Source organism: Robbsia andropogonis (assembly GCF_000970345.1).
Taxonomy (GTDB): Bacteria; Pseudomonadota; Gammaproteobacteria; order Burkholderiales; family Burkholderiaceae; genus Robbsia; species Robbsia andropogonis.
On record NZ_LAQU01000004.1, the window covers coordinates 207,996 to 222,090 of the forward strand.

Sequence of the window (14,095 nt, forward strand, 5' to 3'; positions counted from 1 at the left end):
ACCTCCACGATGCACCCGGACGCCATGAAAAGAAGCGGGGCTAGGATCCGGTCACGCGTAGCACTTCCTCCAGTGAGGTCGCACCGGTCGACAACCAGCGCTCGGCGTCCTCGCGCAAGGTCTGCATGCCGCGGGTGCGCGCCGTCGCCAGAATCGCCGCGTCGCTGCCTCCATCGTGGATCTGTTTGCGAATGGTTTCATCCAGCTCAAGCAACTCGTAGACACCGCGCCGTCCGGTATAACCAGTTCGCGCGCAGCGGTCACACCCCACCGGATGCCACTGCCCGTCGCGTTCGACCTTGCACGCAGGGCACAACTGCCGGACCAGCCGCTGCGCGAGCACACCAAGCAGGCTCGACGCCAACAGATAAGGTTCGACACCCATGTCCACGAGCCGCGTCACCGCGGATGCCGCGTCGTTCGTATGGAGCGTCGCCAGCACCAGATGGCCCGTCAGCGAGGCCTGCACTGCAATCTGCGCGGTCTCCAGGTCCCGGATTTCCCCGATCATGATGATGTCCGGGTCCTGACGGAGAATCGATCGCAACGCCCGAGCGAAGGTCATGCCGATCCGATCGTTGACCTGGGTCTGGCCCACGCCTGCGAGATCGTATTCGATCGGGTCCTCGACGGTCATGATATTGGTCGACGCGGTCTCGAGACGGCTCATCGACGCGTACAAGGTCGTGGTCTTGCCCGACCCGGTCGGGCCGGTCACGAGGACGATGCCATGCGGCTTGCCGATCAGTTTGTCAAAACGCTGTTGCGTCGACTTCGCCATGCCGAGCGCATCGAGGTTCAGCCGCTGCGCATCCTTTTCCAGCAAACGCAGCACGGCTCGCTCGCCGTGGCCCGTCGGTAACGTCGACACCCGCACATCCACCGGACGCCCCCCCACGCGCAGCGTGATCCGGCCATCCTGTGGCAGGCGCTTTTCCGCGATATCGAGCTGCGCCATGATCTTGATCCGCGAGATCAACGCACCGTGCAGCGCTTTTTTAGGGCGAACGATATCGCGCAGCGTGCCATCGGTGCGAAAGCGCACCACGCACGACTGCTCGAACGGTTCGATGTGAATATCGGATGCGCCTTCACGCGCTGCCTGGGTCAACAGCGCGTTGATCATCCGGATGATCGGCGCGTCATCTTCAGACTCGAGCAGATCCTCGATCTCGGGAATGTCCTGCATCAGGCGGGACAAATCCACTTCGCCTTCCACTTCGCCCACGACCTGCGCGGCGCTGCTGTCCTGCATCGCATATGCGCGGTTGATATGGTCGGCGAGTTCGGTATCGGACTTGCGCACCAGCCGCATGGTGCCAAAACGCCGACCCATTTCAGCCAGCGCCGACGGTCGCGTGCGGCCGCTGATCCATACTTCGAGTCCGTCCGGATGCCGATGCGCGACCAGCACCTGCGCGCTGCGCGCGAAGCTATAGCCAATCAGCCGCGTGGCGTCCAGGGACGGAACATCGGTCGTGTTCATGGCGCGGCCGCACCGGATGACGTGCTATCAGACGGGACGTAGGCCGGTGTGCCAGGCACCTGTGCCTTCGGATAGGTCAACGGCGAATGTTGTCGCAACTCAGCGCCGTTTACCGGGCGGGTGGTTGACGGCACTGGCGTGGCGACCACCCCATTTGGCGTCACGTAGGCCGGCGGCATTGGCGCGGGGGGATCGATCTGTCCGCGCGACGGCACACTATTATCCGACACGTACGGCGGTTGCTGACTGACGTTCGGCGACACCATCGGGGCACCCACCGCGCGTTCGCGGTCGCGCAGATCGGTCAGGCCATTGATCTGGTTGCCTGGCGTGCCATCCGGGTTGATCACTGCACGGCCGATAGGGGCTTCCGTATTCGGCGCAATCGGCGCGGGTACCGGATTGGTCTTCTCTTTCATGACCCAGTTGTTGGGCGTGTAGTTCGCCGACAGGGCACGCATGTAATCGTAACGGTTCATTGAAATATCGCGCATCGTCGATTCGTCGCGAACGATAACGGGGCGCAGGAACAGCAACAGGTTGGTTTTGGTACGCGATTTTGATTCATTGCGGAATAACGCACCGATGACCGGTATTGCGCTGAGCCAAGGCACACGGCTATTGCTCTGGGTGACCTTATCCCCGATCAGCCCGCCGAGCACAACGATCTGACCATTGTCCGCCAGCACGGTGGTTTGCAACGACCGCTTGTTGATGGTGGGGTTGGTATCCCCCGATGCCGACGCCAGACTGGAGTCTTCCTGGTAGATCTGCAGCTTGATGGTGCCGCCCTGATTGATCTGGGGACGCACGTTCAGCATGGTGCCGATGTCCATGCGGTTATATGTATTGTAGGCTGCTGTCGAACTGGTACTCGTACTTGAGGTATTGGCAATGGTCCCGGATAGCACACCGATATTCGAACCCACCAGGATGCGAGCCTCCTGATTGTCCATCGTCATCAGGTTTGGCGTGGACAGAACATTGACATCGCTATCCCCTTGCACTGCTTGCAACAATCCGCCGACGCCAAGAAGGCTGCCGAAGTTGTGCATGATCCCGATGCCATAGACACTGTTACTCGTGATGCTCGACAAGGACGTCGTACCGGAGGACAAACCGGCAACGGTGCTCGAGACGTTTGCGATGGATGTCGCAGAATTGCTCGAGTCGTTCCCAATACTGAAAACGCTGTTATTCCCACTGCCGCCGAACAACCACTGCACGCCGAATTGCCCGGTCTTCGTCGACGACACCTCGATGATCATCGACTCGATGTAAATCTGCGCGCGGCGCTGATCCAGTTGCGCGATGACGTTGCGCAGGTTCCGGTACACCGGCTCCGGTGCGGTGATGATCAACGAGTTCGTCGAGGCATCTGCAACGATCATCCCAGAACCGGATTGGTCCGCACTGTCGTCACTGTTGTTGCCGTTATTGCCGTTGCCGGTCCCGTTGTTGCCACCCAGGCCGCCCATTCCGCTGCTATTGCCGCTGGAACCGCTGGTGCTGCCAAAGCTACTGCTATTACTCGTCCCACTTGGCAATGGCGGCAACGAACCATTGTTGTTGGCCAGGCCGCCACCGCTTCCGGACTGACCACCGCTGTTGCCGAACAAGCTGTTGCCAGCCGTCGCGCCCTTGCTATCCGACGACTGTCCCATCATCCCGCGCAGCGTCTTCGCCAAAGTCGTTGCGTCAGCATTGGTCAGCGGCACCACATGGATATTGCCTGGTTCGCGCGTGGGCGAATCAAGCTTCTGCACCAAAGCGTGAGCCATCCGCATCCGTGCCGCGTTGCTCGCGCGCAGAATCACGGAATTTGTCCGGCTGTCGACGCTGACATTCACCTTTAGCGTTGCGTCGGTGGCGCCTATCGCGCCCGGGTCGAGTAGCTTACTTGCTTCCGCCGCAACGTCTTGCGCATTGGCGTTTGCCAATGGAATCACATCTATATTGGTGCCCTCGGCGCTATCGATGCCCGCGATGATCGAGCCAATCCGACGCACATTGTCGGCGTAGTCGGTGACGATGATCGAGTTGGTATTCGGATAAGCCGCCACCGTATTATTCGGCGATACCAGTGGCCGTATTACCGGCAGAAGGTTATTCGCCGATGCGTTGTGCAGTTGGAAAACCTGCGTGACCACCGTGTCGCCCCGCGCCTGCGTCTGGTTGCCGATGAAGGTGGGGACACCCTGCAACTTTGCATCCGCTTCAGGTACAACCTTCAAGATGCCGTGGTCCTCAAGCAGTGCGAAACCTTGCATCCGCAGCGCGGCCTGTAAGGTTTTCAGTGCTTGCTCATTGGAAACAGGGCGGTCAGATTGCAGGCTCAATTGGCCTTTGACCCGGGGATCCACCACAATCGTTTGATTGGTGGCGGCACCAATCGCACGAGCAATCTGGTCGATATCAGCATTCGCGAAGTTCAGCGTCACATCGGCGCGGGCATGAGGCGCCACGACGAGTGCCGACAGCAACGAGGCGGCCAGCACGACACGCCGCGCAGGCAGTGTCGTCCAAGAATGAGTCGTCATAGAGTCAAGCAACAGAGGGCTAACTGCACGGCGCACACCCGGCCGCCGGAAGGAGGAACATCGGCGGCCTGGATGACGCCCCCGAACACGCGGGCGTGTACATTCAGCGAAACATTATCAGGTTTCAGCGATAATTTTTTCACAATCGGAGACTGGCGCGGATGTATGTGAGTGGAATACGTCATTATTGCTAAGCGACTCGGCAGCACACGATAAACGCTAGCCGTCCATACCGCCAGACCTAGTAACGTTTATATGCGCCAACGTTCCGCCGTTTTGGACCGTTCTTATCATTCCGTTCGGCGTAACCGTTCATTATGCGTTTGTTTGTGTCAGTCGTTTGAACATCTAAGAAATTGATCGGGTGCATTGGCGAATACCCTGAGTACAGCCCTGTTGCGCGCTGTCGCCGTGATACATCCTCGTCTGGATCTTGCGCCCGACATGCCTGTTCGTACTGCACCACGTATTCGGCATGCAAGGTTAATGAAAGTCGTAACGGCGTTAAAATAACCGTGCCAACAATAACGCCAACCGCTGACGCTACGACACAAGAAGCATGACCCGTTCGCCCCGACACTGGACTGTGCCGCAACTGCTTTGTCTCGCAAGCATGCCATTACTTGCGATGAAAGCTTGTCCTGCATACGCGGCGGATTGCTTCACCGCTGCCGGACAGTATCAGAAGGTGAATCCGCTGATCCTGCGCGCTATCGCATGGCAGGAATCACATGACAACGTTGCCGCCAAGCACGTCAACAACAATGGGTCGATCGACTACGGCCTTATGCAGATCAATTCGATCCACCTGCCAAGGCTGGCGCAATACGGGGTCTCGTCAGAGAAGCTGATGAACCCATGCGCCAATGTTTACGTGGCGGCCTGGCATCTGCGCCAGAAGATGGACAAGTACGGCAATAGCTGGGCAGCGGTAGGCGCGTACCATTCGGAGACGCCGACACTGCGAGACCAATACGCGCGTCAGATCATCGCGATCTTGCGACGATGGAATGTCATGCCGGCTACAGAAAAATAAAGCGGCGCGGAGAAGGAGCGATTAATGCGGGAGGATTGAAATGGACGCAATGCCCCTTCGGAGAGGCAATACGTACGGCAAGCGCAGCACGCGATGACGTGGCGGAGGAGGGCGCCGCGCGCAAAGCGCCACTCGCCGTCTCGGGCAGGCCATCGCATCGTGCGCCGGAGAGGTCATCGCAGACCTCCCTGCCTTGCAGCCAGGCAGCGAATTACTTCGCGTTGACAGCGTCCTTGAACGCCTTGCCCGCAGTGAACTTCACCGTCTTGGCTGCTGCGATCTGCAGCGTTTCGCCAGTCTTCGGGTTACGCCCTTCACGCGCGGCGCGCTGACCGGAGCCAAAGCTGCCGAAGCCGACCAATTGCACGGTGTCGCTCTTGGCAACAGCGCTTTTCACGGTTTCCATGAACGCGTCTACCGTTTCCGTCACGGCACCCTTGCTTTGGCTAGTCTTCTTCGCGATTTCGTCGATCAGTTCTTGTTTGTTCATAAGGCTCCTTTCTCGGATTAAGGTAAAACTTGGACCGGTCCAGGACCGTCTTGGTCCTGTCGTTCGAAATCGATCGACAGTCGGAAAACTTGTATCCCACGTCCAGCCTACCGGGGCGCGAGTACCAACCAGTCCGATCTCAGCGACACATGATACACGCTGGACGCCCCGTGGATAGGGCCGCTTGCTATCATATCGTACCGTTTGCGGCGGTTTTGGCCCAGCTTCGGCCTCTCAGAACACCTCCTGGCAGCGGCCCAGCCAATGCAATCGATAACCTCAGCTTGCCATTGGCAACCAATAAAATCGGGCAACATCTGTCAAAATCGCCGAAATGACCGCTGAAAAGCCTAGTTTGACACAACATGGCCTTACACCGGCGGCCGTGTCATTCCGTGCGGACGGCACCGCATTCAGTGAAGCCTACGGTGATATTTACCATAGTGCGGCAGGTGCGCTGGGGCAGGCCCGTCACGTTTTCCTGGCTGGAAATGGCTTACCAGGGCGTTGGCGGGGCAGGCGGCGCTTCACAATTGTCGAAACCGGCTTCGGTACCGGTTTAAATTTCCTGGCCACCTGGCTCGGCTGGCGCACCTTCCACGGCGCCGCGATGCCATCATCGTCATCCATTGCCACTCCGAAAGGCGGCTTTCACGCGCCGGGAGCGGAAGGCACGCCCCAGGGTGTCGTGTCTTCGACCGGACCGGATGGTCCACGATTGCACTTCGTCTCGTTTGAACGTTATCCCTTGGTCCGGGATGACATGCAGCGCGCATTGATGCAGCATCAAGGAGTTACCGCTACAAACGGCACCTTCCGCGACGGGGGACCGGACCGCGATGCCGATGCGCAAGACCGGGCCGACCTGGCACCCTTGATTCACGCCCTCGTGGATGCCTGGCCATCGGTGCTGACGAACGGGGTGCATCGCCTGTCATTCGACAATGACCGGGTGGTACTCACCCTTGTATTCGGCGATGCCTGCGAATGCGCGGGCCAGATGCGGCTGCGCGCCGATGCATTCTATCTGGATGGTTTCTCGCCCGCGTGCAATCCAGCGATGTGGCAACCCCGCTTGTTCAAAGCGCTTGCTCGAATGGCTGACGAGGGTGCCACGGTTGCTACGTATACAAGTGCGGGACAGGTCCGGCGCGACCTGATCGATGCGGGTTTCGCCGTGCGTCGCCTGCCCGGCTTCGGCGGCAAACGACAAATGAGCGCCGGCCCCTTCGCGCCACGCTGGCGGGTTCGTCGACATCCGCCCCCGATTCCCGCCGTTTGCCAGTCAGGCGATACAGGAACCAATAGCCCGGTCAACGCGACAAGCAAACATCGTACGGCCATGATCATCGGCGCTGGCGTTGCCGGCAGCGCGGTTGCAGACCAATTGACACGCCGCGGTTGGCACGTCGTGCTGATAGAGCGGTCCGAGCGGGCAGCCCAAGGCGCTTCGGGGAATCCTGCCGGCATTTTTCATCCTGTGGTGACGCGAGACGAAGGTCGCGCGACCCGATGGAGCCGTGCCGCTTTCCTATATGCGTTGCGCTATTGGCGAAATCTCGACCGTCACGACACTGACGGGGCCGGACACATTGGCACGCTCAGCACACATCGTAGATTGCGTTGGTCTGACACCGGGTTGGTGCAGCGGATCGCGCGCGTCAGCGGCACCAGCGTTCCCAACGCTGACGATCTCGATGCACGCGGTAGAACCCAAAAAATCGTAACCGACCTCGCTAATCCCAATAAAGCAATGGAGATTCCGGCCAGTGCGCCGTCGTTGTCGGTGACAGAGGATGAGGGCGGAGATGTGCCAGAAGCACCAGGGCTGCCTGCTTCTATCGCCGAACGAGTAACCTCCCCCATTATCCATGCGCTTACAGGCGTTTCCCTTCAAGGCGACGGATGGTGGTTCAAGGAGGGCGGCTGGATCGATCCGCGGTCGCTCATCGATTGCATGCTTCACCGCGCGCGATCAGCAGCGCACGCGAAGACACCAACAGGAAGGGCTCCCGATGATGCTCCTCTCATCGATACCCACACCGCTCATGACGTGTCGCCACTGGATATCCGATTCGGCGTGCATGTCGCACGCGTATCACAACACGATGGTACGTGGCACGCGTACGACGCAGAAAATACGATCATCGCGTCCGCCGATATTGTCGTACTGGCGAACGCATCGGACGCGGAGCGTGTCGCGGGTATAAATTTTCTGCCGACGGAGCCGGTTCGAGGTCAATTGACGGTACTGCCTCTAGTGCCTCAAATCAGGAGTGTCCATGCACGGGCGGACACTTTTGAAGACACGCCGCTTTCCGCTGCTCATGCCACGTTGCAGGCATTGAAAATGCCACTGATCGGTGGTGCCTACGTGATTCCCTTGCCGACACCCGCGCATGCGAAACATGAAGGCAGGACAGGCAATCCGTCTGACATTGGAGCAACCTTACTGACAGGTGCAAGCTATCAAATAGGCGACACAAGTACCGCTATCCGCGATGCGGAACACCGCGATAACCTTGCACGCCTGGCCTTATTGCTGGATCTCCCACCAGACACATTTCTAGCGTTGTCAGCAGACCCCTGCGCATCCAATGACCAATTATTAAACAATACGATTGGTGGCCGTGCCGCCATTCGTTGTGTAACAGGCGACCGCATGCCGTTTGTAGGGCAATTGCCAAACACAGAAGTCGCGCTGGCTAAAGCGTCCGCCCTACGCGGCGCCCATCTTGCCGATGTGCCACGAATGCCAGGCCTGTTCGGCATATTCGGCCTGGGCTCACGTGGCATTCTGTGGTCCGCCCTCGCCGCGGAATGCCTTGCCAGCCTCATTGAAGGAGAGCCCGCGCCGATCGAAAACGATCTCCTAGACGCGATGGATCCGGCGCGATTTCTTCTTCGACACCTGCGGCGCTCGTCAAGCGAGCCTCGGTAAAAAATACTTTCTTGACTGGGTCTGGACAGCCGCAGCGATTCAAGCGGACGTTTATCGACGGATGTGTTCCTCCAGCGAACGACTGCTTTACCACCCTGAAGCCATCAGCCGAACATGGCCTCGTGCAATGCGACCAGACTCTCGCTGATTCGTTCCGATCTTGTTCACAAAATAAAAGCACTTGCCAGGCAAAGCCCGCTGCAATCTTGTGGATAACTTTGTTAGTAATGGGGCGGTGCAGCGTTGACGATTTCTGCATAACCCCGAAACAGAATGATAAGCGTGTCGAGGGAAGCGCCTTTTCCATGCAACAATCCCCGAAGCATACCGACCTTATGAATACTATAACTATATGAAAAATATGATAATTATAGGCTTATCCACAGAAAATATCGACCTTTGTTAACTACTACTATGTTTACTTAAGGTAAACATGAGTTAACGATATGGAAGGTATTCCGTTTCTGTTGACAATGTGAAGAACCCACTGAACTTCATCACTGCCACTTCAAAAAAGGCAGTAAATATGTCCATCTACTCAAGAGATAGCCCTCGATGTGCCCGCTTATAAAATAAGCAACCTTGCAGCAATTGCTTTGCGTACGAAATTGGCGAAAGTCAGCCCTTGTCGATCAGGACCGTTCGTTGGTGTGAAATCGGTGTCTGTGAAAAACCGGGATCGCCGATGCAAAGAGCCTGCGTAAAAAGCGATTTGGGCGCAAAAGGTGGGGATTACATGTGCACGGATCTTGAAGAACTGGCGTTTCACCCTACTTCCATCGAAAGAACGCGATAACATGCACTTGTCATACCGTGTTTGTCCCGGGGTATACAGCATATTCAACACGTTGTTAACAGGGAAGTTAACGGGGTTATCCACATAAATCACGGTCCTTTGTTAACTATTACTACGTATACATACGTAAACAAAGTAAACGCTATCGTTTAAAAGACAGGCGAAAAATATGGGGCACGAGCGATGTCCCCGATATTTCACAGGATGTCGTGACACCAATGCGAATGATCTGGGCGGCGTCTTCGCCATGACGTGGAGTCGCCGATCGTGATGTGACGAAAGAATCGTATTTGGCAGAACGCACCAAACGGTGCATTTGCAGCATGAATGTAATTCATATTACTGCCCTTGCTCGCCGTGATGGTCGTCTGGAACGCAAATAGCAGCGCGATGCTGTGGCAGAATGACTGCCCGCCGGATCGAAATGAGTGAATCCATCCGTCGATAGGCGGCGAAAGTCATCGTTCAGTCGATCGGTACAATCGATCTGGAGGCCTTCCAAGGGGTCCAGGAGCCAGTTCCAAGCATTGAGCGGCCATTGGGGTGTCTTTGATGCTTCTCGGGCCGCGTACGGTGTTTGAGGCCGTTTGCACCTAATTCGGGGTAACGCGGCAGGTCAATAGCAAGAGGGACGCCGCACCCCTGTGCGCGAGTCCCCGGATGTCATGGGAGACAGCACCAAATGAATGCCGCTTTTTCTTTCTTGCCGTCGTCATCGAATTGGATGGCTGACGACGTACTTTGGGCTGGGATCGCCTTGTTGTTTGCCGGCATCTTTGGCGAGCTGGGCTGGCGTCGCTGGCACATTCCGCGCGTCAGCGGATACGGGCTGGTGGGGGTGCTCGCCGGGCTGTGCGGGGTTTTCAACAAAGACCATGGCGCGGTGGCGACGCTACTGCCGGATGCGCGCCTGCTTGTCGATGTCGCGCTGGGTGTCTTGCTATTTCAACTGGGCGGTCATGTATCACTGCGCTGGATACGGAACAACCCCTGGCTGATTGTCATGAGCTTGGCTGAAGCGACGCTTTCCCTTTTGTTGGTCGCAGGCCTCGCATTACTTTGTGGTGTGGCGCCGATGACCGCATGGATACTCGGTGGTCTGGCGATGGCAAGCGCGCCAGCCATGTTGCTACACCTGCGTGGCGAACTGCGTGCGCAAGGGCAGGTCAGTGAGCGGATGTTGGTGCTTAGCGGCCTCAATAGCATTTATGCCGTGCTGGTCGTCAAACTAGGCTCGGCCTGGCCCCACCAAGTCTTCTATGGCGACCTGGCGGCGTCGTTGTTGCAACCGGCTTACCTGATTATCGGTTCCGTGATAGTTGGCATGGCGCTAGCGGTGGCGTTTCACTTCCTCGGCACCTACGTGGTCGCGCGCGCGGAGTGGGGTGGCGGGCCAGCCCAGCAACGTGCCGAGTTCGTGCCGGCGGGCGCGCGTGACCGGACCGCGGGTGTCGTCATGTTGTACGGTCCGGTGCTGATAGGTATCGGCGTCTGCGATTTGTTGAAATTGTCTCCCATTCTTGCGATGCTGGTCGCGGGAATGATTTTCGGCAATCACGGAGAGCGTCCGCGTGGATGGGCAAGGGAGTCGGGTTCGGCGACCTGGTTGATCACGGTGATCCTGTTTGTCCTTACCACGGAAACGTTCCGGTGGTCCGACTTGTCTTCCGGAGCGCTGGTCGCCGTCGTGGTGCTGGCCGCGCGTGCCATGGCGAAAATCAGCATGACCGCCTTGTTTGCGCGTCGTTCCGGGATAGGCGTGCGCAAAGGACTGGCCTTGGGGATCAGTCTGACCCCGATGTCGTCCCTCGCCTTTGTGCTGATGAGTGACACGTTCCTTCTTTACCCGTCATTCGACCCCGGGCTGAAGGCCATCGTGATGTGCGCGGTGGTAGCCTCGCAGTTGATTTTGCCGGTTTGTATTTACCGGGCGCTGATGTGGGTCCAGGAGGCGCCGCGAATCCCTGTTTCTGCACGGGCGGCCGAGGCCGGCCGGGCACGACGTGGCGGTAAGGAAAGGGCGGCCGGTGAGGCAGGCAGCGCCGGTTGAATGCATCGTCGTGGTTTGACCGGTGGGGTATCGTACATGGAAGGCATTGCTGTACGCCGCAACGCCTTCGATGGTTTTCAAATCGGCGAACACGTTGTCGTGTGCATTATTTTTCGCGGTTTGCCGTGTCACATCATTATGTAATCCGAATAGTCTATGGCCTTGGAACCTTTTGTCGAATCGCGTCCGTTTACGCTTGGCGTCGAACTGGAAATCCAGATCGTCGATCGCTTGAACTATGACTTGACCCATGCAGCCTCGGACTTGCTTGCCTTGGTAAAAGACGAGCCGATCGATGGCTTGATCACGCCAGAGATCACGGAAAGCATGATTGAGATGTCCACGGGTATCTGCGCGGATTACCAGGATGTTTTGCGGCAGCTTGGCGCCGCACGCGATGTATTGGTGCAGGGAGCCGATCAATTGAATGTCGGTCTGGCCGGTGGCGGCACGCATCCGTTTCAGCGCTGGAACGATCGACAAATCTACGACAGCCCTCGATTCCACTATATTTCAGAACTGTATGGCTATCTCGCCAAGCAATTTACGGTGTTTGGGCAGCATGTTCACGTAGGCTGCCCAAGCGCTGACGATGCGCTTTATCTGCTGCACTCGCTTTCGGCTTTCGTCCCACACTTCATTGCGCTTTCGGCATCCTCACCTTATGTGCAGGGGGAGGACACCGGTTTTCATTCGGCACGGCTGAATTCTGTCTTCGCCTTTCCGCTCAGCGGACGTGCGCCTTTTGTCTTGACCTGGGACGATTTTGTTGTCTATTTCGACAAGATGCGCCAGACCGGGGTCGTAAACAGTATGAAGGACTTTTACTGGGATATCAGGCCAAAGCCGGGATTTGGCACGATCGAAGTGCGTGTAATGGATACACCCTTCACAATAGAACATGCATCCGCCATTGCGTGTTATATCCAGGCCATTGCCCGGTGGATTTTGCATGATCGGCCTTTTGTGCCCATCGAGGACGACTATCTGGTTTATACATTCAACCGTTTTGAAGCGTGCCGGTTTGGGCTGGATGGTGTAATGGTGGATCCACGTTCGCATGTGCGCATGACAATCGCTGATGCGGTACTGGCGACCATTGATCAGATCACGCCGCATGCCGAGGCGCTGGGAGGCCAGGCGGCATTGGCGGTGATTCAGCAAGCGGCGAACGCGCGCATGAATGATGCCACCCGTCTGCGCCAGACGGTATTGCGGGAAGGTGCGCTGGACGAGGCTGTTCGTCAGCAGTGCGATCACTGGCGTCGCGTGCGGGCGTGAAGATTGATAAGTCGCGTTCCAGGAAATGCGTTGTTGCAAATTTCCACAATTGAAATACGCATTTCAAGCCTGAATATTTTTCAATACTCGCTTAAAATAGTCGCACTGCGACAGGATTCTGATGTGGTCGCTGGAATATGACGGTGAATGAAAGAATTGCCGAAAGCGTTGCATCGGAAGGTTCGATCTGGATCCGGTGGTCCATTCATGCGCTTGGTGGTGAATTCTTGCGGCTTATGTCACGATGTTTCACTAGAGCGCGATATTGTTGTATAAAAAGGCACGCGGGAACTAAGTGGCATTTGGTCAGTCGTGCGGACGGTTGTTGTTCTCTTCTTGTGTAATGAAATGCCGGACGGATGATGTGGCGTGCTGTGCCTGCATAAACGTCATCAAGTAGAACCGCGAGATGGCGTAATATTTTTTGGTCCTTTTTAAGATAAGCTTTGCCAAATCGGTTTGATGGTGTGGGTAGACCGTAAGTGAATCGGCATGGATCCGGATATTCATCCCGCGCGTGGGATTGTCGGAATGGAGATACTCGGGCGAGGTAGCGATTGCGCAGGGTTGTATGTGGATTGAATGGCTGATTTGCCCAAATATGCGTTTGTGTCTAAATAGTCGAATGAAGGAAAATGGCTCGATGTGACGGGTTCGGTTCCTTCGGCTTTTGTGTAGACATAGTTGGTGTTGCGAAGGGGTCCGTCAACGCAAAGCGGCTGTCATGAAAACGTATTAGACCTGCTAAACAGAGATAAGAGCGAATATTGATGAGTGAAGCAGTGTACGGCGAAGAGGTGATGGGACGCATCACCCACGGCATGTTGCGGCTGAGTACAGCCATGCGCAGCCAAGCGTGGAGTTGGGCAGAAGGCGCGGGCCTGACACCGACGCAAGGCGAAATTCTCGTGTTGCTGATGCAACGTAAGTCGGCGTTGCGTCTTGGTGAGATCGCACGTCAGACCGCGTTGACCGCGGCGACTACCAGCGATGCGGTCAGCACGCTCGAAACCAAGGGTCTGGTGGAAAAACGCCGTGCCGTCGATGACGGGCGCGCGTTGGCCGTGCGCTTGACAGCGAAGGGGCGCACTGCGGCCAAACGCGCGGCGCTCTGGCCTAATTTTCTGCAATCCGCGGCGTCATCACTGCCGGTGGAAGAGCAGGGCGCGTTGTATCGTTCCTTGTTGAAGGTAATCAACGAGCTCGAGGTCAAGGCACATATCCCGACGCATCGGATGTGTTTGAGTTGCGAGCATTTCGAGCCGTTGGGCGAGGCAGGAAAAGAAGGCAAGGTTGCGAAGAAGACGGCGCGTAGCGCCAAGGTTCGTGCTGTCGCGCCTGTACACCATTGCACCGCCTTGAAGATCGATTATCCCGACACGGGCATACGACTGGATTGCGCGGCGTGGGAAGAAGCCAGCGAATCCAAGCGCAAGAAACATTGGAAGTTGTTTGTCCAGACGGCGTAAGCCGCC

At 57.2% G+C, this 14,095-nt stretch carries 8 protein-coding genes; 5 read left to right on the forward strand and 3 right to left on the reverse strand.

All coding sequences use genetic code 11. The annotated features are described in order from the left end of the window. Positions 1-40: 40 nt before the first annotated feature. Together gspE and gspD are read right to left on the reverse strand one after the other, a co-directional pair. A complete protein-coding gene (gene gspE / locus WM40_RS06095; RefSeq protein ID WP_036012017.1) occupies positions 41-1,486 on the reverse strand; it encodes a type II secretion system ATPase GspE in 1,446 nt (481 codons plus the stop codon). Beyond that, positions 1,483-4,026 carry a type II secretion system secretin GspD gene (gspD, locus tag WM40_RS06100; protein ID WP_046152414.1) on the reverse strand — a complete coding sequence of 848 codons (2,544 nt, stop codon included), beginning with the start codon at positions 4,024-4,026 and terminating at the stop codon, positions 1,483-1,485. The genes gspE and gspD overlap by 4 nt, the downstream gene beginning before the upstream one ends. Before the next feature lie 613 nt (positions 4,027-4,639). Here gspD and WM40_RS06105 point away from each other — a divergent pair. Next, the gene (locus WM40_RS06105) at positions 4,640-5,062 is read left to right on the forward strand and encodes a lytic transglycosylase domain-containing protein (protein ID WP_046152415.1); all 423 of its coding nucleotides are present in this window, start codon (positions 4,640-4,642) and stop codon (positions 5,060-5,062) included. Between the two features lie 211 nt (positions 5,063-5,273). Here the strand turns inward: WM40_RS06105 and WM40_RS06110 are convergent, their stop codons facing one another. Next, positions 5,274-5,552: an HU family DNA-binding protein gene (locus WM40_RS06110; protein ID WP_024904948.1), complete on the reverse strand. Its 279-nt coding sequence runs from the start codon at positions 5,550-5,552 to the stop codon at positions 5,274-5,276. 334 nt (positions 5,553-5,886) lie between these two features. On the opposite strand from WM40_RS06110, the gene WM40_RS06115 reads away from it, so the two are divergent. The 4 genes from WM40_RS06115 (at position 5,887) to WM40_RS06135 (ending at position 14,089) form a co-directional block, all read left to right on the forward strand. Further along, positions 5,887-8,493: a bifunctional tRNA (5-methylaminomethyl-2-thiouridine)(34)-methyltransferase MnmD/FAD-dependent 5-carboxymethylaminomethyl-2-thiouridine(34) oxidoreductase MnmC gene (locus WM40_RS06115; RefSeq protein WP_052738189.1), complete on the forward strand. Its 2,607-nt coding sequence runs from the start codon at positions 5,887-5,889 to the stop codon at positions 8,491-8,493. A 1,478-nt stretch (positions 8,494-9,971) separates the two neighbouring features. Beyond that, a complete protein-coding gene (locus WM40_RS06120) occupies positions 9,972-11,339 on the forward strand; it encodes a cation:proton antiporter (RefSeq protein WP_024904946.1) in 1,368 nt (455 codons plus the stop codon). Between the two features lie 156 nt (positions 11,340-11,495). Beyond that, the gene (locus WM40_RS06125) at positions 11,496-12,620 is read left to right on the forward strand and encodes a YbdK family carboxylate-amine ligase (RefSeq protein WP_024904945.1); all 1,125 of its coding nucleotides are present in this window, start codon (positions 11,496-11,498) and stop codon (positions 12,618-12,620) included. A gap of 770 nt (positions 12,621-13,390) precedes the next feature. Further along, positions 13,391-14,089 carry a MarR family winged helix-turn-helix transcriptional regulator gene (locus WM40_RS06135; protein ID WP_024904943.1) on the forward strand — a complete coding sequence of 233 codons (699 nt, stop codon included), beginning with the start codon at positions 13,391-13,393 and terminating at the stop codon, positions 14,087-14,089. Positions 14,090-14,095: the final 6 nt, after the last annotated feature.

Excerpts from the sequence above, each read along its gene's own strand:
- gspE (WP_036012017.1), bottom strand. The coding sequence starts at position 1,486 with ATGAACACGACCGATGTTCCGTCCCTGGACGCCACGCGGCTGATTGGC.
- gspD (WP_046152414.1), bottom strand. The coding sequence starts at position 4,026 with ATGACGACTCATTCTTGGACGACACTGCCTGCGCGGCGTGTCGTGCTG.
- WM40_RS06105 (WP_046152415.1), top strand. The coding sequence starts at position 4,640 with ATGCCATTACTTGCGATGAAAGCTTGTCCTGCATACGCGGCGGATTGC.
- WM40_RS06110 (WP_024904948.1), bottom strand. The coding sequence starts at position 5,552 with ATGAACAAACAAGAACTGATCGACGAAATCGCGAAGAAGACTAGCCAA.
- WM40_RS06115 (WP_052738189.1), top strand. The coding sequence starts at position 5,887 with ATGACCGCTGAAAAGCCTAGTTTGACACAACATGGCCTTACACCGGCG.
- WM40_RS06120 (WP_024904946.1), top strand. The coding sequence starts at position 9,972 with ATGAATGCCGCTTTTTCTTTCTTGCCGTCGTCATCGAATTGGATGGCT.
- WM40_RS06125 (WP_024904945.1), top strand. The coding sequence starts at position 11,496 with ATGGCCTTGGAACCTTTTGTCGAATCGCGTCCGTTTACGCTTGGCGTC.
- WM40_RS06135 (WP_024904943.1), top strand. The coding sequence starts at position 13,391 with ATGAGTGAAGCAGTGTACGGCGAAGAGGTGATGGGACGCATCACCCAC.